Source organism: Microbacterium sp. Y356 (genome assembly GCF_059445355.1).
This window is the reverse complement of record NZ_JCAIUE010000001.1, coordinates 2,497,649-2,520,174: the sequence shown is the minus strand read 5'-3', so window position 1 is coordinate 2,520,174 and position 22,526 is coordinate 2,497,649. Positions and strand designations below refer to the sequence as shown.

Sequence of the window (22,526 nt, the reverse complement as noted above, 5' to 3'; positions counted from 1 at the left end):
GCGGGAGCGGTCAGCGGGAACGGTGACGTTCTGGGATCGCGACGACAGCGAGTGCCGCGCATCCGATCGCCGGGACAAACAATGGCGGGAGCGCCCACGTGGTCGCGACGACGAACACTGCCGCAGCGACGAGATAGCAGGCGCCGACGATGTCGACCCTGACGACGCTCGGGATCGCACGCAGCGCACCCCTCCAGCCGAGCTCGGGCGTCCACGCGCCGGCGGCGGTGAGTAGCGCGAGTGCGCAGGCGGCGAGGCCAACCCAGCCGATGACCTCGATCGCCGGCCCTCCGGGCAGGAAACCTGACCGCGCCAGATCGATGTCGAGCAGCAGCACGAGGGCGAGGAGGGTGGCGCCGAGACCGAGCGGCAGGCCCGGCAGGATGGCCGACTTCACGTCCGCCCAGAACAGACTCAGTCGCGAGTCCTCCGCCGCGATGAACCGGCGCAGGTGACGCACGCCAGCGGCCAGCGCCGCTGGCAGTGTGACGACCAGCACGCCGACGATCGTGATGAGGAGCCCAGTGAGCAGCACCTCGCCGAACAGTGCGAACTTCGCGCCGGCGCCCGGGAAGCGCGCGGGCGGCACGTCGCCCCTGGTGGGGCCACTGCCCGAGAGTGCAGCCCGGCGGGCGGTGCGCTCCTCGCGACGGGACATCGTCATCTCCTCCTGCATGACCACGCCGACTTAGCCTTTCAGTCCCTGAGTGGCGACGCCGTCGACGAGGAACCGTTGGAAGGCCAGGAAGAACAGCAGCACCGGCAACAGCGCGATGAACGAGGCCGTCACGGTAGCACCGTAGTCGCTGCTGGACGTCTGGTCGTTGTACAGACGCAGAGCGATCGGTAGCGGGTAGTTGTCAGGGCTCGTCAGGTAGAGCAGCGGCCCAAGGAAGTCGTTCCACGACCAGATGAACGAGAAGATCGCGCAGGTGATCAGGGCGGGCTTGATCAGCGGCAGGATGATCGCCCAGAAGATCCGGAAGTGCCCAGCGCCGTCGATGCGCGCAGCCTCGTCCAGGTCGCGCGGCATCTGCCGAATGAACTGCACGAGCAGGAACACGAAGAACGCTTCGGTGGCGAGGAACTTCGGCAGAACGAGCGGCCAGAAGGTGTCGACCAGTCCGAGGTTGTTGAAGATGATGTACTGCGGGATGATCACGACGTGGAACGGGAGCAGCAGCGTCCCGATCATCGCGGCGAAGAGGATACCAAGGCCCTTGAACCGCACGCGGGCGAAGGCGTACGCGGCCAGCGCCGAGGACAGCACCGTGCCGACCACGGCCGCGACGGCCAGGATGAGCGAGTTGAGGAAGAACCGCCACATCGGCACGCCGGCGATGCCGTCTGCGACCTTGATGTAGTTCTCGATCGTGGGCGAGTTCGGCAGCAGACCGGGGTTCTGGCCGAACTCCGCGTTGGGCTTGAAGGTGGAGAAGAACAGCCACAGCAGGGGGTACAGCACAATCGCGGTGAGCACCAGCAAGACAACAAGCCACACAACGGTCTGCCAGGTCTTGCGCTTCACCCGGCGGCGGGCGGACGGGGGGCCGACCGGTGTCGTCTGCTGCGCGGCGAAGACCGGAGTGGAGGCCGCACCGGACGTCGTGGCGGCATTGGAAGTACTCATCGGTTGTCTCCCGCGTAGTGCACCCAGGAACGCTGGGTTCTGAAGAGGATGAAGGCGATGATCGCTACGACGACGAGCAGCACCCACGCGATCGCCGCGGCGTAACCCATCTGGCCGTCGGCGAAGCCGCGCTTGTACAGATAAAGGGTGATGAAGTTCGTCATGCCGGCGGGGCCACCAGAGCCATTGGAGATGATGTACGCCGATGCGAACACCTGGAAGGCGCCGATCAGGCCGAGCAGCAGGTTGAAGAAGATCACCGGGGAGAGCATCGGAAGCGTCACTGCTCGGAAGCGGTGCCACGCGTTCGCACCGTCCATCTCAGCGGCTTCGTACAGCTCCTTCGGCACCTGCTTGAGGCCGGCCAGGAAGATCACCATCGTGGCGCCGAACTGCCAGATCGCCAGCACGATCATCGCTGGCAATACGAGTGCGGGGTTGCCGATCCAGCCACCCAGGTCGAGGCCGATGGAACTCAGCGCACTGTCGACGGGTCCGTCAGATCCGAACATCGCCCGCCACACGATCGCGACGGACACCGAGCCACCGATCAGGCTCGGGGCGTAGAACGCCGAGCGGAAGAAACCGGAACCCTTGTCTCGGTAGTTCAGCAGCATCGCGACCCCTAGGGCCGCGGCCAGAGTGATCGGGGTGCCGACCAGCACGTAGATCAGCGTGATCTGCGCCGACTGCATGAACTGCGGGTCGTTGGTGAACAGCCGCACGTAGTTGTCGAAGCCGATCCAGCGGGGCGGCTGGAAGATGTTGTACCGCGTGAACGACAGGTAGAGGGAGTACACCATCGGGATGATCGTGAGACCGAAGAAGCCGATCAACCACGGGATGAGAAAACCATATCCGGCGGCCGTCTCGCGCAACTGGCGACGCTTCTGACTGGGGCGGTTCAGGCTCTCGGGCCGGCGGCGACGCAACGGCTGGCGCCGCTTCTCGCCGGTGACGATGACTCTCGTCTCAGTCGTGCTCACGGGGACTCCTGTGGTGATGAGGGCAGTTCGGGTGGTATCCGGGACACGGGGTCCGGGCGGTGATGATACCGCCCGGACCCCGAGTCCGTCAGCCAGATCAGCCGTTCAGGACGACGTCGATCTCTGTGAAGAGCTGTGCAACAGCGTCGTCGACGGTGATCGTGCCGAAGTTCAGCTCAGCGCCGAGCTGGCGGAACTTCTCTTCGATGGTGCCGTAGCCGACGATCGGCACCGGCGGAGCATCGCCGAGGCGGTCGGCGATCGCGGTCTCGTGGTCCTTGATCTGCAGGCTCAGCGGATCGAGGTCGGCCGCCTCAAGTGCGGTGCTCGACGCAGGCAAGCCGCGGTTTGTACCGAAGATCTCACCCGACTCCGGCGAGTTGATCAGGAAGTCGACCAGCGTGGCGGCGGCCGCGGGGTGCTCGGTGCTCGCGGAGATCGCGTGCAGCATCGAGGGCTTCAGGTACAGGTCCTTCGCACCTTCAACGGTCACGGGTGGAGCCTGCAGATTCAGTTCGGTGTACCCCTCGCCGAGGTTACCGAGGTAGCCGCTGCCGAAGTTGTCCCAGGTGAGCTCGCTGGCGACCTTGGCCGCATCGAACGGGCCGAGGGGGTTCAGCTCTTCGACGAGCTGCTGTGAGACGCCGATCCCGTCGCGGATCTCTTGCCCTTCTTCCCAGAATTCGGCGAGTCGATCCTCATCGAAGCCGAGCGTGCCATCCTCATTGAAGAGGTTCCCGCCCTCTGCACGCAACTGGAGCTCGAAGTTCTGGATGCGACCGGTGTAGTCACTGCCACCCCAGAACTCGCCGCCTGCGGCCTCAGTGACACCGGCCATCCAGTCGGTGTAGTCGGCCCACGAACCGCCGGTGAAGTCCTCAACGCCGACCGTCGCGAGCAGCGTCGGGTTAGTGAACAGACCCCACGCGTTGGTAGAGGTCGGGATCGCATAGGTGGTGTCAGCCACAACGCCGATCGACAAGATGTTCTCGGAGAGCGGCTCGGTCTGGATGATGTCGCCCAGGAACGGGTCAAGGTCGAGGAGAAGCCCGTTCTCGGCGTACTGACGAAGGTACGAGTAGTCGAACTGCATGACGTCCGGCAGGTTCTTGCCTGCAGCCTCAGTCTGGCGCTTCTCCCAGAACTCGGGGAAGCCCAGGAAGGTGGCGTTCACCGTGATGTTCGGGTGCTCCTCGTTGAACGCCTCGATGACCTGGTTGTACAGGTCCGCGCGCACGTCGTTGCCCCAGAATGCGAGGTCGAGCGTGACTTCTGCCTCCGGGTCGAGCTCTTCTGCCGGCTCGTTGCCGCCGCCGGCGCAGCCGGCGAGGGCCAAGGCGGCGCCGGTGACGAGCGCGACCGCTGCGAGTGACCGCTTCTTGTTGAACATCTTTGTCCTCTCTGTGAACGTCAGCGTTCTCTGTGCTCTGGCGAACGTTCATTGTCCATGTGGGTGCAGTGCGGGCGCTATTCGTATCGAACAGAAGATCGCATTTTGGGAAAGCGCTTGCCGGTCACGGTACTACGCGTTGAATCGTTTTGCAAGCTTGGGAGGCAAACGCTTTCCGTCGATGGTGAGCAGACCGTCGATGACACCCAGTGGCACCCGGTACACCGCGCAGCGTCGATCATCCATCGTCTCGACTTCGGAGCCGGGGATGACTGTACGAGCGGGGTGGCCGAAGAAGTAGAACCAGGATCGCTCCCCCTCGCGCACAGCCGCGCCGTGGTGGCCGAAGCCAGTGCCTGACACCTCGCCAGCGCCGAGGATCACCGCGTCCGGCCCACCTTGACGCTGCCAGTCGATCGCGTCGGAGGAGCGATACACCGCCATCCCCCGCCACTCGTCGACGATCATCCACCACCAGCCCCCGAGCTCGAGCACGTACGGACCCTCGTGCGGGCGTCCTCCGATCGCGACACCCTCCACTGACCATTCGCCGAGATCGGCCGACACGGCAACCATGGTGACGCTGTCGGCTGCCTCGTCCTTGTACCAGATGCGCCAGCTGCCGTCCGGTGTCTGGGCGACCGCCGCGTCGATGACACGGTCGCTCGACAGCGCGATCGATCCGCGGCGCGTCCAGAGGGCGAGATCGTCCGAGACGTACTCGACGATGTGGCGCGCGTGGCCGGGCCACTGGTCAGGGACGCCGTCAATCTCGGTGAGGTACATGCGCCAACGCGTGCCATCGTGAATGACATCTGGCGCCCAGTGCGTGCGGTCGGTGGTGTCTGGAGGCCCCGATGCCAACTGCAGTCCGGCGCCCTCCGGTTCGAGGGTGCCGGCATAGTGCCACTGCACCCCGTCATCGGAGTGGGCGACGCCGATGCGGCTGCCATGGACCCACGCGACGCCCGGTCCAGGATCAGGGTGGGTCGCGCGCCGCTGCGTGTAGAACATCCACCAGCGGCCGTCGGCGATGACGACCGTGGGGTCGGTCGCGCCGTCATAGACCGGGTCCCGATAGAGCTCGGTGAGCGTCATGCGTCGGCGGCCCGCATGTCGGTCACCGGGCTCGCGAAACCGGCGCGATGCGTCGGATGCGAAGCGAGATCGGCCGGCGTGATGACGGCCCCGTCCCTCGCTGCTGAGGCGTAGATCGCAGCGACCAGCTCGAACGAACGGGCCGGTTCGTCGGCGGTCTCTGGCAGGTCGCGGCCGTCCAGCAGCGCGTCGAACACGTCGCGAAGCAGCACCGCGTGGCCGCTTTGTTCTTCGACGTGCGGCAGAGACCAGCCGCCTGACTCGCCTTCGAAGCCGGGAGCCGGCGTGATCGCCCAGTTCGCATGGCCGTGCCCGTAGAGGTGATCGACCGTCACGGTTGCCTTCTGGGTGTCGATGCGGATCGAGCTGGTCTCGCGTGGAGAGACCGCACTGGTGGTTGCCTGCGCGACGACGCCGTTCGCGAAGGTGATGGTGGCCGTGGAAGCGTCCTCGGTCTCGGTCTCGCGATCGAGCCGCCACAGCCGCCCCTGCACGCTCGCCCAGTCTCCGAGGAGAAACCCGAGCAGATCGAGCTGATGGATGCCGTGACCCAACGTCGTGCCGCCGCCCTCGGTCTCCCACTTGCCGCGCCACGGCGCCGCGAAGTAGTCCTCGCCGCGATACCAGAGCGTCTGGCAGACGGCGATCAGCGGCCGACCCAGCGTGCCCTCGTGCAGCAGTCGCCGGACGTGCGCGGCGGCGGTACCGGTGCGCTGTTGGAACACGACCGCCAGCTGACGATCGGCCGCCGCAGCCGCGGCGCGCATGTCTTCCAGTTCGTTCAGCGACGGCGCCGGCGGCTTCTCCACCACGACGTGCGCACCGGCGGCGAGCGCAGCGAGCGCCTGCTCGCGGTGCACCACCGGCGGAGTGCAGATGAGGACGACGTCCGGATGCTCCGCGTCCAGCAGCGCGTCGAGCGTGTCGTACACAGCCGGCCCACCGTGCCGCCCGGCGAAGGCGTCAGCCGCGACGCGGGACAGATCGGTCACGGCGACAAGCTCGGCGCGCGGATGCACCGCCACCGCCTGCGCGTGGAGGTTGGCGACGGATCCGGTGCCGACGATCGCGGCACGGAGGGGGGAGATCATGCGGGAACCTTAGAGTCTCGAAGAAGGAACGCTTAGAACTTTACGACGCTCGCCGGAAGACATCGCGCAGATGCCGGTCACTCGTCGGTCCACTGCCAGGTGCGCAGTCGTCCGCACATGCCGAAAGTCCGCTCGGCGGCGGTCGGTACGGCGCGGGTGACGGATGCCGCTGACATCAGTCCTGGCTCCCCCGCGGCGAGCGCAGTCAGCTGTTCGCCGACGCGCGCCGTCTCGGCGGCGACGGTTTCCTCCCACTGTGCGCGCCACTGCGCGGTCAGCGGGCGGACGAGACGGACTGCTCGTTCGTGGAAGGCGATGAGCGCCGCGGCTCCGCCCTCACGAAGCTCGGCGAATCCCGCGAGGGCGAGGTCACGTCGGGCGCGAGCGGCGTCCGCCCGGCCCTCGCCTGCGGGCAGTGCAGCGGCGGCGGCGTAGGCGTCCGGATCGTCGAGCACCTCGGCAGGGAACGTGAGCACGGCATCGCCGGCCTCAGGGAGGCCAGCGTTGGACATCACGACCAGCAGACGCAGCTCGCCCTCGTTGACGAGGCGGTGCACCGTGCCCGGCGTGAACCACACGACGTCGCCTGGCACGAGCGGGTGCTCCTCGAACCCCGCGGCCGATAGCGTCTGCACGGCGCCTGTGCCGCCGATCACGACGTAGCCCTCGCTCGACGCGGTGTGCAGGTGGGGAGATCCTCCGCGGCATCCGTCGGCGGCCTCCCAGTCGTACACCTCGAGGTCGGAGACGGCGACGCCGCCGGGGAACACGCCGGTCACAACAGCTCCCGCAATCGCGCCGCGAGATCCGCAGCGGCATCCGCCCCGGCATCCGCGATCCCGACCGCGTAGCGGAAGGTCGCCGTCTCACCCGGCGCGATCGTGAACTCTTCGCTGAAGAACGGCGCCGGATTCAACGCGGCGAACTCCTCGGAGCGTGCGAACCACTGCGGCGGATGATGCGGGTTGGACGCCGCATCGACCATCACGAGCAGCGACGTCTCATCAATCTCGTCATGCCGACCGGCGAAGCCCATCCACTCGTGACGCTGGCCACGGACATCCGACCCAGACCCGGTCCCGTCCACCGTCACAAGCGTGCCATCGGTGAACGAGCGCGGGCCACGCCAGAACAGCCCGCCGTATCCGGCGTTCTCCCGACCCTTCGTCGTGGGCGAACCGATCACGATCGGTGCGTCAGTGACGTTGGTCAGGGCGGTCTCGAAGGTGAGCGCCCACGCATCGGCGTCCAGCGTGCGCGCAGTCAACTCCCGGCGCTCGGCGAACATGCGACGGCCGTCCTGGGCGATCCACTCAAGGTCGTGCGCGAACCGGGCGAGCGTGCCCTCCTCGACGAGGGCGACCGAGACGTGCGCCTGCGTGCCGTCGTTGGGAAGCTGGAGGTACCCCTCACCTCGCACGTATGTGGGGCCGCCCCAGAAGTTCTCGTCGTCCACGACCGGCAGGGACCAGGCGATGCCCTTGTGCCAGACGTGATCCCATGGCCGGTACAGGCTCACCACCCGCCCGGCCCGCGTGCGCAGCGGATCGAGGTAGGGCTTCGGTGACTCGAGCTGCGGCGAATCAGGAACGAAGACGTAGCGGAACAGCTCGACGTCGCCGTCGCGGACGACGATCTCGCTGGCGGCACGATCGATGGTCAGGGTCATGCGATGACCTCCTCAGGACGGGCTTTGACAGGATGCCACGGCACGGCGCCGCCCGACATCGATCGAACGAACGGATCGTCGCCGGTGAGCTCGCCCGCGGCGACCGGTCGCCCGCGGAAGGCGGACGCGTAGGTCGCCGCGGCGAACTCGAGGGTGCGGCGGGCATCGTCGACGCCCACCCCTGGTTCTTTCCCGGCGGCGAGCGCGTCAAGGATTGCGGCGACCTGGGCGCGATGCCCGCTGCGCTCACTCGAAGGCTCTGCCACCCAGCGCGCGGCCAGCTCTTCGTGACCGGGCGCTGGCGTGAACGTCCAGTCGGCGTCGGTGTAGCCGTAGACGTGCTCGACCTCGACGGTCGCGTGCTCGAAGTCGAAGCGCAGACGCGAGGATTCCCGCGGCGACACGATCGAGTTGACGACCGTGGCGAGTGCGCCGCTGTCGAACTCGACGAGCGCCATCGAGACGTCCTCGGTGTCGGTCGGCAGCGACTGGCGGGCGGCGAAAGCAGAAAGCCGCGCCCAGGGCCCGAGCACGGCCAGCAGCAGATCGAACTGGTGAATGCCGTGGCCCATCGTCGGACCACCGCCTTCAACCTCCCAGCGTCCACGCCACGGCAAGTCGAAGTAATCGGGAGTGCGGTACCAGAGCGTCTCGCAGGTCGCGACCAGTGGGCGTCCGAGCACCCCGTCGCGCACGAGGCCAATAAGTCGCTGGGCCGCCGCGCCGTAGCGATGCTGGTACACGGTGAGCGCCGGCACACCCGTCTCGCGAGAGACGGCGACGAGCTCGTCCATCTCGGCGAGACTCAGCGCTGTCGGCTTCTCCACGAGCGCGGGCACGCCTGCACGCAGTGCCTGGATCGCAAGCGGCACGTGGGTCTGCGGCGGCGTGCACACGTGCACGAGATCGAGATCCTCCGCGTCGAACAGGGCGTCAGCTGTCGAATGCACTGCGGCCGCTCCGAATCGCTCCGCGAACGCGCGCGCACGGTCCTCATCGAGATCGACAACGGCGGCAAGCTGCACACGCGGCGCGAGGTCGACGATCGCCTGCGCGTGGGCGTGCGCAATCGACCCTGTGCCGATGATGGCGACTTGGAATGGTCGGTCCTGTCTCATTTCACTCCTTCGTGGATTCGGACGCGAGGCGCTAGCTCAGGTGAGCCCCGCCTGTGTGAGGTGCAGTTTCGCGTAGCGTCCTTCTGCGGCGAGCAGGTCATCGTGGGTGCCGCTCTCGACGATCTGGCCGTGCTCGAGCACGACGATGCGGTCAGCCTGCCGCACAGTGGACAGACGGTGGGCGACGACGAGTGTGGTGCGCCCGCGCATGAGCCGTTCGAGCGCTTCCTTGACGAGCCCCTCCGATTCGGGGTCGAGCGCCGAGGTGGCCTCGTCGAGCAGCAGGATCCGCGGATCGCGCACGAGCGCGCGGGCGATCGCCAGACGCTGCCGCTGCCCGCCTGACAGTCGCGCACCCCGCTCACCGACGACGGCGTCCCAGCCCTTCGGCTGGTCCTGCACGAACTCCCACGCGTTGGCATCGCGCAGCGCCTGGCGGATGCGTTCGTCCGTGGCATCCGGCATCCCATACGCAATGTTGTCGCGGATCGATCCTTCGAACAGCACCGACTCCTGCGGCACGACCGACACGAATCGGCGCACGGTGCGCATATCGAGTTCCCGCATGTCGGCGCCGTCGAGCAGGATGCGTCCCCCGCTCGGGCGCACGAAACCAAGCACCAGGTTCATGAGCGTCGACTTGCCCGATCCCGACGAGCCAACGAAGGCGACTGTCGTTCCGGTGGGGATCACGAGATCGATACGATGCAAGGCGTCGACGTCCGCGCCGTCGTAACGGTGCGAGGCATCCTCGAGCGTGATCGAACCCTCGACGGCGTCGACCGAGAGCTTGCCCTCGTTCAGCTCGAGGTCTGGCTCCTGCAGCACCTCGGCGATCGAGCGCACGGACTCCAGGCCGCGCGCACCGACCGGTATCAGCATGAGCAGCTGGGTCAGGCCACCGGTGAGCAGCGTGAAGTATGTCGACAGCAGCACGACCTCGCCGGGAGTGACCGGCAGGAAGCCGGTGAGCGAGAACACTGCGGCGAGCACGAGGCAGCCGACGCCGAGCAGTTGCATCGCGACCCAGGAGATCGAGGCGACGTGCCCGTTGAGCATGTCGAGGTGAAGGCCCGCACGGCGCACACCATCGGCGCCGCTGGCCACACGGGTGACCGCGGTCTGCTCGAGGCCGTGCGCTCTGGTGATCGGGATGAGCGAGGCCATCTCCCCCACCCTCGCCGACAGCGTCTCCACCTCGCGGCGGAACACCTCGTTGCGCGTACGCGAGCGGTTGCGCATGCCGTAGCGGATGCCGATTGCGATCGGCACGGTCAGCGCATAGACCGGCAGGAACTGCGGCACCACGATCGACGTCATCGCGATCGCCCCGGTCATGACCATCGCCGCGGACAGCAGTGGATGGGTGACCTGTTGAAGCATGAGTTCGACGTTCTCGACGTCACGCACGACCTTGGTCTGCACGATCGAGGAGCTGACTCTGGTGTGATATCCGATCGACAAACTCTGCAGTCGCGCAGCCAGCGCATTACGCAGATCTGCGCCGGTATCACGCACGACCGTCATGAAGTTGCGGGTGTAGAGGATGTGGTTCGGGTAATTCTGCAGCAGCAGGACAGCGGCGAGTGCGAACCACCACAGCACGGCGGATGGCTCACCCCGTTCGGCCACGATGTCGATGATGGCCGCCGTGACGACGGGGAGGAACCACAGTGGGATCTCCTTCATCGTGAAGGCGAGAACGGCCACAAGTATCCGTCCGGGGCGGCGCATGAGCAGCCGTAGCACCGACCACGTCGGGTGAGACCCATCGATGAGGTCGGGGATGCGGGAAAGCGCTCTCCGTGTCACGGCTCCATGCTAGCCCCTCGAGTGTGGCATCCGTCCGCTGCGCAGCAATACAAGACGATTCACCGACCCTCCGCGACAGGAAAAGGCGTGCTGGAGGCCACTAGGCTGACGGCGTGACTTCCCGATTCTGGGTCGGCGAGACCGACTTCTTCCCACGCGCCAACAAGGCCATGCTGCTGCGCGGCTCGAAGCCGGCGCACCTCGCCGAGGTCACCGAATGATGACCTTTTCCGCTGCATTCGACTGGGTCCGCCAGCACGTCGAGGCTGACCGCCTGCCCGCCGCCGTGCTCGGTATCGCCTCCGCCGACGGCACGGTCGCCCTGGAGTCGTTCGGCGACGCCGGCGTTGACGACCGCTATCCGCTGTTCTCGATCACCAAGCCTCTCGTCGGCATCGCCGCGGCACGCGCGATCGAGCGCGGCCAGCTCACGCTGGATACGCCGCTGACGACCGCGCTGCCTGCGTTCGGCGCCACGCGGGGCGGCGACGATATCGGCGACGACATCGTGCGGCTGCGGCACTTGGCCAGCCACACGTCCGGGATCAGCGAACCCCCGATGGACTCCGCGCCGCCGCTGCGCGAGGAGTTACTCGCACAGGGCCGCGACTTCATCGCTGGCACAGCATCGCGGTACTCGACGCTCGCTTTCGAAGGCATCGCCGCGCTCATCGAGCAGGCCACCGGCACGACGTGGGACGCCGAGGTCGCCACCTGGGCCGCCGAGATCGGCGCCGACGGGCTGAGCCTCGACCTGTCCGACGCGCATCCGGTCGCCGATGCGGCGGCGGCGAGTCTCGATATGACCTGCTTCGCGCGCAAGCGCTCCCCCGGCGCGGGTCTTGCCGGACGCGCCGACGACCTGCTGCGGCTCGGCACAGCACTGCTGCGCATCGGCGAGGGCGAGCACGGCGGGATCCTGCATCCGGCGACCCTGGAGATGATGCGTCGCCCGTTGACGGGCAAGATCCCCCGACTTGAGCCGTACACCGCGGAGCGCGGGCAGGATTGGGGCTTCACCTGGAACCTGCGCACGCGCGCGCCCGGCCTCGTCGACCGCGATGTGTACGGCCACGGCGGCTGGGCCGGAACCGAGTTCTGGGTACATCCGACCGCCGGCGTCGCGTGGGTGCTGCTGACAAACCGGGCAATGCGTGAAGGCGTCAATATTGACGAGCTCGACAACGCGATCGTCGGAGGGCTCTGAGGCTCACGCCTCGGTCGTGACCTATACCGCCCGAGTGCTGGCTCGGTCGATGAGCGTGGCGGGAATGACTGCGGGCGGAACCGCCTCTTTCCCCTCGATCTCGGCAACGAGCGCCGAGACAGCATCGTTCGCGAGCGCGGCGAAGTCCTGCCGGATCGTCGTCAACGGCGGCCGGTAGTTCGCTGCATCCGGAACGTCGTCGAAGCCGATCACGCTGACGTCCTCCGGAACGCGGCGACCCTGCTCAGCGAGCGCACGGATGAGGCCGAGCGCCATCTGGTCGTTGGCGCTGAAGATTGCTGTCGCTGCGTCGAGGGCGGCCGCCGCCTCATGGCCCGACTCGGCCGACCAGTCTCCGCGCACGATGGAGTTCGGCGCGATGCCCTCGGCCTCCAACGTCTCCCGCCAGCCGCGCTCGCGCTCAGCCGCAGCGAAGGAATCTGCGGGACCCGCCAGGTGCCACACGGTGTCATGTCCGAGATCGAGCAGCCTCCTGGTCGCCGCCGCTGCGCCCCCGGCGTGGTCGCTGTGAACGACGTGAAGATCGGATGCCGCCGGCGCATCGACCACGACCGCGCGGAGCCCCTCCGGCAGATCGGCGGCCTGCATCATCGCCGAGGCCTCGTTCAGGACGATCGCACCGTCGACACCCTGGTCGTATAGACGGTCGAACGCCGTTGCGACTGAGTCACCAACCGTGACGACGAGCAGCGCGTAGCCACGCCGCTCGGCCGCTTCTGCGGTGGCCTGCAGCATCCGCGAGTTGCCGACCGTGGCGAGGGTCGTGACGACGAGACCGACCGTCTGAGTACGCCCAGTGCGCAGGGCGCGGGCGGCGCGATGAGGCCGGTAGCCGAGTTCTGCCATCGCCTTCTCGACGCGCACACGAGTAGCGGGGTCGACACGAGGGCTATCATTCACGACGCGTGACACGGTCTGACCGGAGACTCCGGCGCGGCCGGCTACCTGCGCCATCGACACCCGACCGGACGAAGGCCGCGCCCTGCGCGTCCGATTGGGCTGGATCAGGTCATCTTCCCCGAGCATCCGTCTCCTTCAACAGTTTCGCCGCTTCGCCGCTCACAACTCCGCCACTTCGCCACTCATAACTCCGCAATGTTGACGTTACCACCGCCCAGAAGGTACCGTGTTTACGTGAACATGCAAGAATCTGCGGAGTTACGAACGACCGAACTGAGCGCCGGCGTCGTCAAGCGCGCCACGAAGCTCGCCGACGGCCGCGATCTCGTCTACTACGACGACCCGGGCACCACACTCGGCGCGGAGCGCGCGGTCGATGCCCGTGCGCTCGACCCGCGTCCTGACACCGCGAACATGCGCTTGGATGTGCTCACCGGAGACTGGATCACCGTCGCCGCGAACCGCCAGAACCGCGTCATGATGCCCGGCGCCGACGCCGACCCGCTGGCACCGCAGTCGCCGACGAACCCCTCAGAGGTGCCGTCGCTCTACGACGTCGCGGTGTTCGAGAACCGTTCCCCCGCCTTCGGCCCTGCCCTGCCCGATGGTTTCGGTGGGGTGCCGGTCGCTTCCAACCCGCCGCGCGGACTGGATGATCTCGCCGCGCTCGGCCTCGGCCGCACCCGCACCTCGGTCGGCCGCTGCGAGGTCGTGTGCTTCAGCCCGGACCACTCGGGTTCTTTCGGCACCCAGTCGGTGACCCGTGCCCGCACCGTGATCGAAGCCTGGGCAGACCGCACCGCCGCGCTGTCGCAGATCCCCGGCATCGAGCAGATCTTCCCGTTCGAGAATCGCGGCGAAGCGATCGGCGTCACGCTGCCGCACCCGCACGGCCAGATCTACGCCTACCCGTATGTCACCCCGCGCACCGCCCGTGCACTGGAGAGCATCGACCGCACCGCGCCGGATCTGTACCAGCGCATCCTCGAGTCGGAGCAGGCGTCGGAGCGCGTCGTGTTCCGCGGCGAGCACTGGACCGCCTTCGTGCCCTTCGCCGCACGCTGGCCTCTTGAAGTGCATCTCATGCCGCACCGCCACGTGCCGGACTTCGCCGAGACGACCGTCGCCGAACGCGATGAGCTCGCTCCGCTGTACCTCAAGCTGCTGAAGGGCGTCGACGCCCTCTACGATCCCAAGCGCACTCCACTCGTCGCTGACGCGCCGGGTGGAGCCTCCGCGCTCGGGGCCCGCCCCACACCGTATATCGCCGCATGGCATCAGGCTCCGGTGAACGTCGGACGCGAGACGGTGCGTCTGCACTTGCAGCTGACGAGTCCGCGTCGCGCCGCCGACAAGCTGAAGTTCCTCGCCGGTTCCGAGGCTGCCATGTGGGCCTGGGCTGCTGAAGTCACTCCAGAGCAGGGTGCCGTCCGCATCCGCGAAGCCATCGAGCGCGCAAAGGACAGCGCAGAGGAGTTCAGCGCATGACCACTCCTCAAGATTCCGCACGCACCCTCTTCGAGCAGCTCACCGGGCACGCCCCCGCAGGCGTCTGGTCGGCGCCGGGCCGCGTCAACCTCATCGGCGAGCACACCGACTACAACGACGGCTTCGTGTTGCCGTTCGCGATCCCGTACCGCACATATGCCGCTGTCGGCATGCGTCAGGACGGCCGCATCCGCGTTGCCTCAACGTTCGCCGAGGAGCCGGTCGAGGTCGCCCTCGATGAGCTGAGCACCCTCTTCCCGACGCCGACCGGCTCAGCGCCGGCAGTGCAGGAGTGGGCCGCATATCCGCTCGGCGTCGCATGGGCGCTGCAGCTGGCCGGCGCCACAGGAGTGGGCGTCGACATCGCAATCGTCTCGGACGTTCCGGTCGGGGCCGGCCTCTCTTCTTCGGCTGCGATCGAGGGTGCAACGGCATCCGCCCTGAACGATCTCTGGAACGCGCAGCTCGACCGCAGGGCCCTCGCCCGCATCGGCCGCCGCTCCGAGAACGAGGCCGTCGGTGCCCCGACCGGGATCATGGACCAGATGGCGTCGATGCTCGGCGAGACCGACGCCGCACTGTTCCTCGACTGCCGCACTCTCGACGCAAATCTGGTGCCCCTCAGCTTGGCGGAGACCGGCCTGGCCATCCTCGTCATGGACACTCGCGTCAAGCACGCACACTCGACTGGCGGTTACGGCGAGCGGCGAGCGGCGTGCGAGCGGGGAGCCGCGACCATGCGCGTTCCGTCGCTGCGCGACGTGTCCGTCGATGACCTGCCGCGTGCCGAGGAGCTCATGGATGACGTGACCTTCCGTCGCGTGCGCCACGTCGTGACGGAGAATCAGCGCGTGCTCGACACCGTCACCGCGCTGCGCGAACAGGGGCCGCGGGCGATCGGCGACCTGCTCGTCGCATCCCACGCCTCGATGCGCGACGACTTCGAGATCTCGGTTCCCGAACTCGACACCGCCGTGGAGACGGCCCTCGCCGCAGGCGCAATCGGTGCCCGCATGACCGGTGGCGGCTTCGGTGGCGCGGCGATCGCGCTGATCGAGCAGTCTGATGTCGAGGCGGTGTCGGATGCCGTGACCGCGGCGTTCGCCGCATCCGGGTTCACCGCACCGCACATCTTCACGGTGACTCCCGCCGCCGGCGCCCACCGCGACGCCTGACCTCTGGGAGAATGAGAAGGAACACGAGGAAGAGGGAACGAATGTCCTGGATCGTCACCGGCGGCGCCGGCTACATCGGAGCGCACGTCGTGCGCGCACTTGCGGATGCCGGACTCACCCCGGTGATCCTGGATGACCTGTCCAGCGGGCAGAAGTCGTTCGTCCCGGAAGGCGTGCCGTTCGTGCAGGGCAGCATCCTCGATCGTGAACTCGTCGAGAAGACGCTCCGCGACCACAACGCCGAGGGTGTCATCCACGTCGCAGGCTACAAGTACGCCGGTGTCTCGGTGCAGCGCCCGATGCACACCTACGCGCAGAACGTCGAGGGCACTCGCGTGATCCTCGAGGCGATGGATGCCGCGGGCGTCGCGAACATCGTGTTCTCCTCGTCGGCCGCTGTCTTCGGCACCCCTGACGTGTCGCTCGTCGTCGAGGAGACCGCGAAGAAGCCCGCCAGCCCATACGGCGAGTCCAAGCTCATCGGCGAGTGGCTGCTGCGTGACCAGGCGATCGCGACCGCCGACTCTGACAAGCCGCTGCGCCACACCTCGCTGCGGTACTTCAACGTCGTCGGATCCGCAGACCCCACGGTGTACGACGTCAGCCCACACAACCTCTTCCCGATCGTGTTCGAGGCGCTGATCGCAGAGAAGACTCCAAAGATCTTCGGCGACGACTACGACACCCCTGACGGCACCAACGTCCGCGATTACGTGCACGTCGGCGACATCGCCGCAGCGCATGTCGAGGCCGCGAAGCGCCTTGCGTCCGGCGCATCCATCGAGGCCGCTTACAACCTCGGATCCGGTGACGGCCTGAGCGTGAAGCAGATCATGGATGCCGTCGCCCGCGTCACCGGCATCGACTTCAGCCCTGAAATCGGGCCCCGCCGCCCCGGCGACCCCGACCGCATCGTCGCCACCGGCGAGCTCGCCGCCCGAGATCTGGACTGGAAGATGCGCTACACCGTCGACGAGATGGTGCGCACCGGCTGGGAAGCTCGCCGCAACGCCGAGTAGTCCCTCGCGCGCTGCGTAGCCCGCCGTGCGCCCTCGCGTATCCGATGCCGCGTCACAGAAGCTGCGGGTGCCACGGCATCCGACCAGCAGGAACTGTGACGCGCTCGCGGCGCATGTCACTGAACCTGCGAGGTGTCGCACTTTGCCGCGAAGACGGCGATCCGGCGGCCATCTGCGACACCTCGTGGCGGCATCCTCCCGCGCCCGCGGGCGAGGTGTCACACTTTGCCGCATTCACCGCCCGCAAGCGGCCATCTCCGACACCTGCCCACAGCCATACCCATCGTCACCGCGCCACAGCCACCGCCACCGCACGCGCCACCCCCGAGGTGTCACACTTTGCCGCTTCCACCGCGCGCAAGCGGCCATCTCCGCCACCCGATACCCGCGGCGCGACCGCGACCGCGGCGCTCAGGCCGAAGCGACCTCGACATCGCGCACCTTGATCGGGTACATCCAGAAGCACACCCACGCGAGCGCGGTGAACGCCATCGGCACGACGGCGAGCATGATTCGGATGCCACCATCCACGGCATCCGGCTGCACATCGCCGAGCGTGGCATCGAAGCCGCTCGCGTTCAGCACCCAGGCGGCGACGATCGCCTGCAGCACCACAGAGCCCTTCACCACGAAGCCGTTGACCCCGAAGTACACGCCCTCACGGCGAAGTCCGGTGCGTCGAGCATCGTCGTCGATGATCTGCGCGAGCACGACCTCGAGCAATTGCAGCAGGCCACCAACCCCGACGCCGACCGCGACGCCGACCAGCGCTGCGCCGAGCACGCCCGAGGGCAGCAGATAGCCGAGCACCGCGATGCCGAACACTCCGACTGCCCACAGCAGCGCAGCACGCGGCGAGGTGCGACGGACGACCCAACTCCACAGGAAGATCGCCGGCACCGCGACCACGAAGATCACACCGAGCAGGATGCTGCTCTCTCCCTCTGCCGCGTGCAGCGAATAGCGCACGTAGAACGGGATGGCCGCAAGAATCACGGCGATCGACGTCTGCACGAACAGCGACCCGAGCACATACGGCACGAAGGCACGGTTGGCGAAGGTGTACCGCAGTTGGTCCCTCCACGTCATCGACGACGAGGTCGACGACGACACAGCGACCTCACCCCGACGCTCGACCATTCCGCCGGCGAATGACCAGCCGAACATCACGAGACACACGAACCCGAGTGCGATTGCCATCCCCGGCCAGCCGATGCTGTCGTAAAGCAGCGGCGCTCCGGCCGTGCCGAGAATCATGCCGACGATCGCGAAGACCTGTCGCGGCACATTTCCCCTGGCGCGTTCCTCGGTCGTGCGGAAGATCTCCGGAAACAGCGCCGAGATGTTCAGCACGACGACCACGAATGCGATGTCGTACACGGCCACGACGACGAGGAACCACACGATCAATCCGCCGGCGGGCAGCTCCGGCGGCATCCAGACCAGCGCGAACGCGACAACCAGCGGCACAATGCCGAGCCCGATCCACGGGATGCGTCGCCCCCAGGGAGTGCGAATTCGATCAGACAGCGCACCGACCAGGGGATTGAGCACCGCGTTCAGGATGCCGTGGGCGATCATCGCCGCAGCCACCCACTCTGCAGCAACGCCGAGGTGGGCGACGTAGAAGTAGACGACGAAGGCCGAGAAGGTCTGACCCATCAGCTGCACAGGGAAACCCGATGCACCGAAAGCCATGGATTGTGCGCGGGTGGGCGCGGCATCCAGACGACGGTCGCGGATACGCACGGTGAGACTCATCTGCGGGGCTCCTATCGGCGCTGCACGTCGCGCAGCGCACGCCAGCCTATCCGGATGAGCCCCTCTTTCTCGATGGTCTGGCGAACAATCGGATCAGCGAGCAATCGACGCTCGTAGCCACGTTTGCTCGCACTGTGGTCGACGGCCGCGCGCAGCTCTACAGAGTCGACCATCGGATGCAGGTAGATCTCGGTGACTCCGGCCGGCACTGCGCGCAGCAGTTCGAGGAACCCGTCCCTGACCTGTGCATATGTTTCCTCGGCATCCGTGCCCTCATCTGCCAACGCGAATGGGTGCGTCCACAGCCTGTCCAAAATGACGATCCCCGCGGCATCCGCCGCCTGCGTTGCACGATCGAGCACCGGCTGGAGGTCTGCCCCGAACTCAGCACCGTCAACAACCCGTGGCAGCCGAAACGGCAGACCGTGCCGCACTGCAAGCTCGAAAACCGGGGCGAGCAGGTCACGTCCGGTGTGCAGGCCGTAGACCGAGCCCATGTGGTTATCGATGTGGGTGACGTCAACGCCAGCAGCCAACGCCGCGACGAGCTGTGCTTCAAGCTCGGCGGCGACGTCAGCGGCAGTGACACCCTCTTCGACAGAGCGGACTTCTGCCGGGAAGTAGCCATCCGCATCGACGAGGGTGGATCCGATGCCAGTCAGCGGACGCCAGCGATACCGGCTCCACTCACTGGTGAGCACCAGATGTACTCCGACATCCAGCGTCGGGTTGGCCGCGGCGAAGGCGAGCGCTTCCGGCGCCCACGCGCAGGGCACCATAACGGTCGTCGAGTCGAGATGCCCGCCGGCGAGAAGCTCGGTGATGGCCTCATTCGCCGCATGGCACATGCCGAAATCGTCGGCGTTGAGAATGATCACTCTGGCATCACTCGCAAGGCCGAGTCGGGAAACGAGCGATGTCATCGCGTCGCCCTGACCTTTCCCGAGAGCCCGAGCTTTCCAGAAAGGATGCCGGTGAACTCGCGCTCGCGCAGCGCCGAAGTGGCCTCACCGATCGCACCAATCATCGTCGCTTCTCGCCCGAAGGCGGAGGTCACGAAATGCAAGGTCAGCAGATGAGACATCGCTTCAGCGGCCCGGACCACTGCCGCAAAGAAACACGGATGTGCCGCGTGCCCGGCCAGTACGAAGGCCTCTGGGTCGACGACCAGTGTCACACTTCCTGCGACGAGCACCAGCCGCCGAGCCAGCTCATCGATCATCGCCTGGGCAGCGTCTTCGCCGGCCGCGCACGCGTCGAGGTGTACGGAGAGCAGGTCAGCCGGATCACGCCCATTGCTGAGCGCGAGGTCCTCGACGATCGTTTCGTTGATGACCGGAACTCCGATCGGCACCGGCGGCTGCGGCAGATACTGCACCTCGCCAGCAACGCCGGCAAAGCCGCGATGCAGAACGCCGCCCAGCACAGTGCCCGCACCAAGGCCCTGATCGATCAGCAGCAGGGTGAAGCTCTCCAGCTCACGCCCGACACCAGACTCTGCTTCGGCGAGCGCCGCGAGGTTCACATCGTTTTCGACCTGCACCTGGCAACCGAGAAGCCCTTCCAAAGCCGCACGGAAGGCACCGCCATCCGGGCCCTGGTCGTCTCTGATCTCACCGTCAGGCCGGACTATCCCCGGCATAGCGACAACCGCATGGCGCAACCGGCCTGGGGCGGTCTGGGCGCAATCCGCGATCATGCGGGCGATGTCGGCGGCGCGGTTCTCGACGCTGCCGAGCGGGGCGTCATGCTGCGCGCGTACGGTGCCGGTTGGGTCGATCAGGCTGACGTGCATCGCATAGTGGTCGACGTGCACTGCGGCAGCGAAACCCAGCCGAGGATGAAGGGAGACCCGGGTTGCCGCCGGTCCTCGCGTGTCTCGGTCCACCCCAGCGGATGCTACGGCGTCCCCAGCCTCGAGCATCCTAAGGACCTGAGTCACAGCAGTCCGTGACAACCCGGTCTCGCCCATCAACTCCGCACGAGTCAAAGGCCCACGCTGAGCCAAAGCCTCCAGAATCGCTCTCGAATTCAGCGTACGCAGCAGGGTTTGCGGCCCCGCCAGAGGTTTCGTCACAGTATGTCCTCGTGCATCGTCGGCAACAGTATGACATGAAGTGTCACACAAGAGCGACACTTCTCGTCACATTTCTCCACCGACGCGCCGCTACGCTGGCGATGCCGCCCACATCCGAGGAGACAACGTGTCGCAAACCCCCGTCGTCATCACCCACGCAGGGCCGGTGCGTGGTCTCGCGCGGGACGGGTCATTGGCGTTTCTCGGCATCCCCTTCGCGGCGCCGCCCGTCGGCGAATTGCGCTTCGCCGCACCCGTGCCGCCTGCGCCGTGGTCTGAGGTGCTCGATGCGACCGAATACGGCGCAACCGCACTGCGCACGACGGGCACAGACACTCTCATCCCCGAGCCCGCAGTTCCGGGCGACAGCACTCTCAACGTCAACGTGTTCACACCGTCGACCGTCGAATCCTTGCCAGTGCTGGTCTGGATTCACGGCGGCGGCTACACCGAGGGCTCCCCGGCCAGCCCCTGGTACGACGGCGCCCGGTTCAATCGCGACGGCATCGTCACCGTGTCGCTCTCGTACCGGCTGGGCTTTGACGGCTTCGGCTACATCGAGGGCGCTCCACACAATCGCGGCGTACTCGACTGGATCGCCGCCCTCGAGTGGGTGCAGCAGAACATCGCGACCTTCGGCGGAGACCCGAAACAGGTGACGATCGGTGGACAGTCAGCAGGTGGCGGCGCCGTGCTCACCCTGCTCGCGATGCCATCCGCGCAGCACCTTTTCCACCGGGCGCTGTCTGCATCCGGAGCGCTGGCCGACGTCCCGATGGCGGAGGCCAAAGCGCGTTCGGCCCGGCTGGCGAAATCGGCCGGTGTCGACGCCACGGCCCAGGGCTTCCGCTCTGTCGACGAGACGACACTGCATGGGTTCCAGGGCAAGGCTGCCAGTGCCAAACGCGGGCTCGGAGTCATCGCCGATCTCATCGAGAACGGGCTGCCGTGGGGACCGATGATCGACGGCACACTGATCGCTCAGCCCACGGTGGATGCACTGCGGGCAGGAATCGGCGCCGACAAGCCGTTGTTGCTCGGCGCGGTCGACGACGAATTCACGATGATCGCCGAGCGTGAGGGCGCAGCGCTGCGCCGAATCCCGGCGCAGCTGCTGCTGCGCCCATTCCTGCGCGACCGCACGATACGGGAGGCGTACCTGGAGGCGAACGCCGCGCAGCATGCGAAGGGCACCGCCGCGATGGTCGGCCGCTACATCAGCGACCACATCTTCCGAGCGATCGTGCCGCGAGTAGCAGAGGCCAGGCAGAACGCGGATGCCTCCAACTGGGCGTATCGATTCTCGTGGGTCTCCCCCACCAAGGGCTGGGCGTGCCACTGCCTTGACGTGCCGTTCTGGTTCGACGGGCTCGACAGAGTGCGCGTCGACGCACTCGCGGGCCCGCACCCACCGCAATCACTGGCCGACGATGTGCACGGCGCTGCGGTGGCGCTCATCACCGCCGGAGATCCTGGTTGGGCGACGTGGCGCACAGACCCCGGCACGACCCGGATCTTCGGCGGGTCAGGCGAAGAGGTCACCAACGACGCCTATGACAGCGTGCTCGCGCTGATCTGAGCAGCTAGGCGCTCGAGGATCTCCTGCACGAGCTCGTCCCGCCCTCGATCGACGATGGTGACGAAACCGGCCTCATCGGCGCCCAGCGTTTCCAGCGTTGCGAGCTGCGAGTCGAACAGCGCGGCAGGCATGAAGTGATCAGTCCTGGCCTGCGCACGCTCGAGCAACAGGTCGCGTGAACCATGCAGGTGCACGAACAGTACGTCGGGTGCGACCGAGCGGATCCGGTCGCGGTACACCCGCCGAAGTGCGCTGCAAGCCATGACGAGACCGGTGTCGGCGCTGCTGCGGAAGCGGTCACCGACCGTTTCCAGCCACGGCCAACGGTCATCATCTGTCAGCGGTGTGCCAGAGACCATCTTGGCGCGATTGGCGTCCGAATGCAGCGCGTCGGCGTCAGTGAACGGCACGCCCAACTGCTCGGCGAGGGCGATGCCGACGGTGGATTTACCCGCCGCCGACACACCCATCACGCAGATCAACGGCGCGTTTTCACCAATCATGC

The 22,526-nt window shown here is 67.1% G+C and carries 20 protein-coding genes and 1 pseudogene; 5 read left to right on the top strand and 16 right to left on the bottom strand.

The genetic code is table 11. The annotated features are described in order from the left end of the window. Window positions 1-10 precede the first annotated feature (10 nt). From AC1C2Q_RS12100 to AC1C2Q_RS12055, 10 genes are all read right to left on the bottom strand, one after another. Window positions 11-658 (bottom strand): hypothetical protein, encoded by a 648-nt coding sequence (locus AC1C2Q_RS12100; protein ID WP_495450314.1) that lies wholly within the window; start codon window positions 656-658, stop codon window positions 11-13. A 30-nt stretch (window positions 659-688) separates the two neighbouring features. Then, a complete protein-coding gene (locus AC1C2Q_RS12095; RefSeq protein ID WP_495431342.1) occupies window positions 689-1,630 on the bottom strand; it encodes a carbohydrate ABC transporter permease in 942 nt (313 codons plus the stop codon). After that, the gene (locus AC1C2Q_RS12090; protein WP_495450313.1) at window positions 1,627-2,616 is read right to left on the bottom strand and encodes a carbohydrate ABC transporter permease; all 990 of its coding nucleotides are present in this window, start codon (window positions 2,614-2,616) and stop codon (window positions 1,627-1,629) included. Before AC1C2Q_RS12090 ends, AC1C2Q_RS12095 begins: the two co-directional genes overlap by 4 nt. Window positions 2,617-2,713: 97 nt before the next feature. Further along, window positions 2,714-4,006, bottom strand: a complete 1,293-nt coding sequence (locus AC1C2Q_RS12085) for an ABC transporter substrate-binding protein (RefSeq protein ID WP_495450312.1) — start codon at window positions 4,004-4,006, stop codon at window positions 2,714-2,716. A 132-nt stretch (window positions 4,007-4,138) separates the two neighbouring features. Further along, window positions 4,139-5,104: a family 43 glycosylhydrolase gene (locus AC1C2Q_RS12080; protein WP_495450311.1), complete on the bottom strand. Its 966-nt coding sequence runs from the start codon at window positions 5,102-5,104 to the stop codon at window positions 4,139-4,141. Further along, window positions 5,101-6,195 (bottom strand): Gfo/Idh/MocA family protein, encoded by a 1,095-nt coding sequence (locus tag AC1C2Q_RS12075; protein ID WP_495450310.1) that lies wholly within the window; start codon window positions 6,193-6,195, stop codon window positions 5,101-5,103. The genes AC1C2Q_RS12080 and AC1C2Q_RS12075 overlap by 4 nt, the downstream gene beginning before the upstream one ends. Window positions 6,196-6,272: 77 nt before the next feature. Further along, window positions 6,273-6,974 (bottom strand): cupin domain-containing protein, encoded by a 702-nt coding sequence (locus AC1C2Q_RS12070; RefSeq protein ID WP_495450309.1) that lies wholly within the window; start codon window positions 6,972-6,974, stop codon window positions 6,273-6,275. Then, complete coding sequence (locus AC1C2Q_RS12065; protein ID WP_495450308.1) at window positions 6,971-7,864, bottom strand: DUF6807 domain-containing protein; 894 nt, start codon at window positions 7,862-7,864, stop codon at window positions 6,971-6,973. The genes AC1C2Q_RS12070 and AC1C2Q_RS12065 overlap by 4 nt, the downstream gene beginning before the upstream one ends. Further along, a complete protein-coding gene (locus tag AC1C2Q_RS12060; RefSeq protein ID WP_495450307.1) occupies window positions 7,861-8,982 on the bottom strand; it encodes a Gfo/Idh/MocA family protein in 1,122 nt (373 codons plus the stop codon). The genes AC1C2Q_RS12065 and AC1C2Q_RS12060 overlap by 4 nt, the downstream gene beginning before the upstream one ends. A gap of 36 nt (window positions 8,983-9,018) precedes the next feature. Beyond that, on the bottom strand, window positions 9,019-10,794 hold the full coding sequence (locus tag AC1C2Q_RS12055) for an ABC transporter ATP-binding protein (RefSeq protein ID WP_495431334.1): 1,776 nt from the start codon (window positions 10,792-10,794) through the stop codon (window positions 9,019-9,021). 220 nt (window positions 10,795-11,014) lie between these two features. Here AC1C2Q_RS12055 and AC1C2Q_RS12050 point away from each other — a divergent pair, with 220 nt between their 5' ends. After that, entirely contained in the window at window positions 11,015-12,001 is a 987-nt protein-coding gene (locus AC1C2Q_RS12050) for a serine hydrolase domain-containing protein (protein WP_495450306.1), read from the top strand. Between the two features lie 21 nt (window positions 12,002-12,022). On the opposite strand, the gene AC1C2Q_RS12045 is transcribed toward AC1C2Q_RS12050, so the two are convergent. After that, window positions 12,023-12,976, bottom strand: coding sequence for a LacI family DNA-binding transcriptional regulator (locus AC1C2Q_RS12045; RefSeq protein ID WP_495431755.1), 954 nt, complete (start codon window positions 12,974-12,976; stop codon window positions 12,023-12,025). 186 nt (window positions 12,977-13,162) lie between these two features. On the opposite strand from AC1C2Q_RS12045, the gene AC1C2Q_RS12040 reads away from it, so the two are divergent. From AC1C2Q_RS12040 to galE, 3 genes are read left to right on the top strand one after another with little or no spacing between them, the layout of a single operon-like run. Further along, window positions 13,163-14,410: a galactose-1-phosphate uridylyltransferase gene (locus AC1C2Q_RS12040; protein ID WP_495450582.1), complete on the top strand. Its 1,248-nt coding sequence runs from the start codon at window positions 13,163-13,165 to the stop codon at window positions 14,408-14,410. After that, on the top strand, window positions 14,407-15,585 hold the full coding sequence (galK, locus tag AC1C2Q_RS12035) for a galactokinase (protein ID WP_495450305.1): 1,179 nt from the start codon (window positions 14,407-14,409) through the stop codon (window positions 15,583-15,585). Before AC1C2Q_RS12040 ends, galK begins: the two co-directional genes overlap by 4 nt. A gap of 41 nt (window positions 15,586-15,626) precedes the next feature. Next, complete coding sequence (gene galE, locus AC1C2Q_RS12030; protein ID WP_495450304.1) at window positions 15,627-16,604, top strand: UDP-glucose 4-epimerase GalE; 978 nt, start codon at window positions 15,627-15,629, stop codon at window positions 16,602-16,604. 411 nt (window positions 16,605-17,015) lie between these two features. Here galE and AC1C2Q_RS12025 read toward each other — a convergent pair whose 3' ends face one another. The 4 genes and pseudogenes from AC1C2Q_RS12025 to AC1C2Q_RS12010 all read right to left on the bottom strand — a co-directional run. Then, on the bottom strand, window positions 17,016-18,365 hold the full coding sequence (locus tag AC1C2Q_RS12025) for an MFS transporter (RefSeq protein WP_495450303.1): 1,350 nt from the start codon (window positions 18,363-18,365) through the stop codon (window positions 17,016-17,018). An 11-nt stretch (window positions 18,366-18,376) separates the two neighbouring features. Beyond that, on the bottom strand, window positions 18,377-19,288 hold the full coding sequence (locus AC1C2Q_RS12020; protein WP_495450302.1) for a polysaccharide deacetylase family protein: 912 nt from the start codon (window positions 19,286-19,288) through the stop codon (window positions 18,377-18,379). Then, a complete protein-coding gene (locus tag AC1C2Q_RS12015; RefSeq protein WP_495450581.1) occupies window positions 19,285-20,181 on the bottom strand; it encodes an ROK family protein in 897 nt (298 codons plus the stop codon). The genes AC1C2Q_RS12020 and AC1C2Q_RS12015 overlap by 4 nt, the downstream gene beginning before the upstream one ends. Window positions 20,182-20,289: 108 nt before the next feature. Continuing rightward, window positions 20,290-20,442: pseudogene (locus AC1C2Q_RS12010) on the bottom strand (winged helix-turn-helix transcriptional regulator); the annotation flags it as partial. Window positions 20,443-20,569: 127 nt separating this feature from the next. On the opposite strand from AC1C2Q_RS12010, the gene AC1C2Q_RS12005 reads away from it, so the two are divergent. Beyond that, window positions 20,570-22,021: a carboxylesterase/lipase family protein gene (locus AC1C2Q_RS12005; RefSeq protein WP_495450301.1), complete on the top strand. Its 1,452-nt coding sequence runs from the start codon at window positions 20,570-20,572 to the stop codon at window positions 22,019-22,021. On the opposite strand, the gene AC1C2Q_RS12000 is transcribed toward AC1C2Q_RS12005, so the two are convergent. Next, window positions 21,994-22,524 (bottom strand): gluconokinase, encoded by a 531-nt coding sequence (locus AC1C2Q_RS12000; protein WP_495450580.1) that lies wholly within the window; start codon window positions 22,522-22,524, stop codon window positions 21,994-21,996. The genes AC1C2Q_RS12005 and AC1C2Q_RS12000 overlap by 28 nt on opposite strands. Window positions 22,525-22,526: the final 2 nt, after the last annotated feature.

What these genes read in the sequence shown, in the direction of transcription:
- AC1C2Q_RS12100 (WP_495450314.1), bottom strand. Translation starts at nt 658, where the DNA reads ATGTCCCGTCGCGAGGAGCGCACCGCCCGCCGGGCTGCACTCTCGGGC.
- AC1C2Q_RS12095 (WP_495431342.1), bottom strand. Translation starts at nt 1,630, where the DNA reads ATGAGTACTTCCAATGCCGCCACGACGTCCGGTGCGGCCTCCACTCCG.
- AC1C2Q_RS12085 (WP_495450312.1), bottom strand. Translation starts at nt 4,006, where the DNA reads ATGTTCAACAAGAAGCGGTCACTCGCAGCGGTCGCGCTCGTCACCGGC.
- AC1C2Q_RS12080 (WP_495450311.1), bottom strand. Translation starts at nt 5,104, where the DNA reads ATGACGCTCACCGAGCTCTATCGGGACCCGGTCTATGACGGCGCGACC.
- AC1C2Q_RS12075 (WP_495450310.1), bottom strand. Translation starts at nt 6,195, where the DNA reads ATGATCTCCCCCCTCCGTGCCGCGATCGTCGGCACCGGATCCGTCGCC.
- AC1C2Q_RS12065 (WP_495450308.1), bottom strand. Translation starts at nt 7,864, where the DNA reads ATGACCCTGACCATCGATCGTGCCGCCAGCGAGATCGTCGTCCGCGAC.
- AC1C2Q_RS12060 (WP_495450307.1), bottom strand. Translation starts at nt 8,982, where the DNA reads ATGAGACAGGACCGACCATTCCAAGTCGCCATCATCGGCACAGGGTCG.
- AC1C2Q_RS12050 (WP_495450306.1), top strand. Translation starts at nt 11,015, where the DNA reads ATGACCTTTTCCGCTGCATTCGACTGGGTCCGCCAGCACGTCGAGGCT.
- AC1C2Q_RS12045 (WP_495431755.1), bottom strand. Translation starts at nt 12,976, where the DNA reads ATGGCGCAGGTAGCCGGCCGCGCCGGAGTCTCCGGTCAGACCGTGTCA.
- AC1C2Q_RS12040 (WP_495450582.1), top strand. Translation starts at nt 13,163, where the DNA reads ATGCAAGAATCTGCGGAGTTACGAACGACCGAACTGAGCGCCGGCGTC.
- galK (WP_495450305.1), top strand. Translation starts at nt 14,407, where the DNA reads ATGACCACTCCTCAAGATTCCGCACGCACCCTCTTCGAGCAGCTCACC.
- galE (WP_495450304.1), top strand. Translation starts at nt 15,627, where the DNA reads ATGTCCTGGATCGTCACCGGCGGCGCCGGCTACATCGGAGCGCACGTC.
- AC1C2Q_RS12025 (WP_495450303.1), bottom strand. Translation starts at nt 18,365, where the DNA reads ATGAGTCTCACCGTGCGTATCCGCGACCGTCGTCTGGATGCCGCGCCC.
- AC1C2Q_RS12020 (WP_495450302.1), bottom strand. Translation starts at nt 19,288, where the DNA reads ATGACATCGCTCGTTTCCCGACTCGGCCTTGCGAGTGATGCCAGAGTG.
- AC1C2Q_RS12000 (WP_495450580.1), bottom strand. Translation starts at nt 22,524, where the DNA reads ATGATTGGTGAAAACGCGCCGTTGATCTGCGTGATGGGTGTGTCGGCG.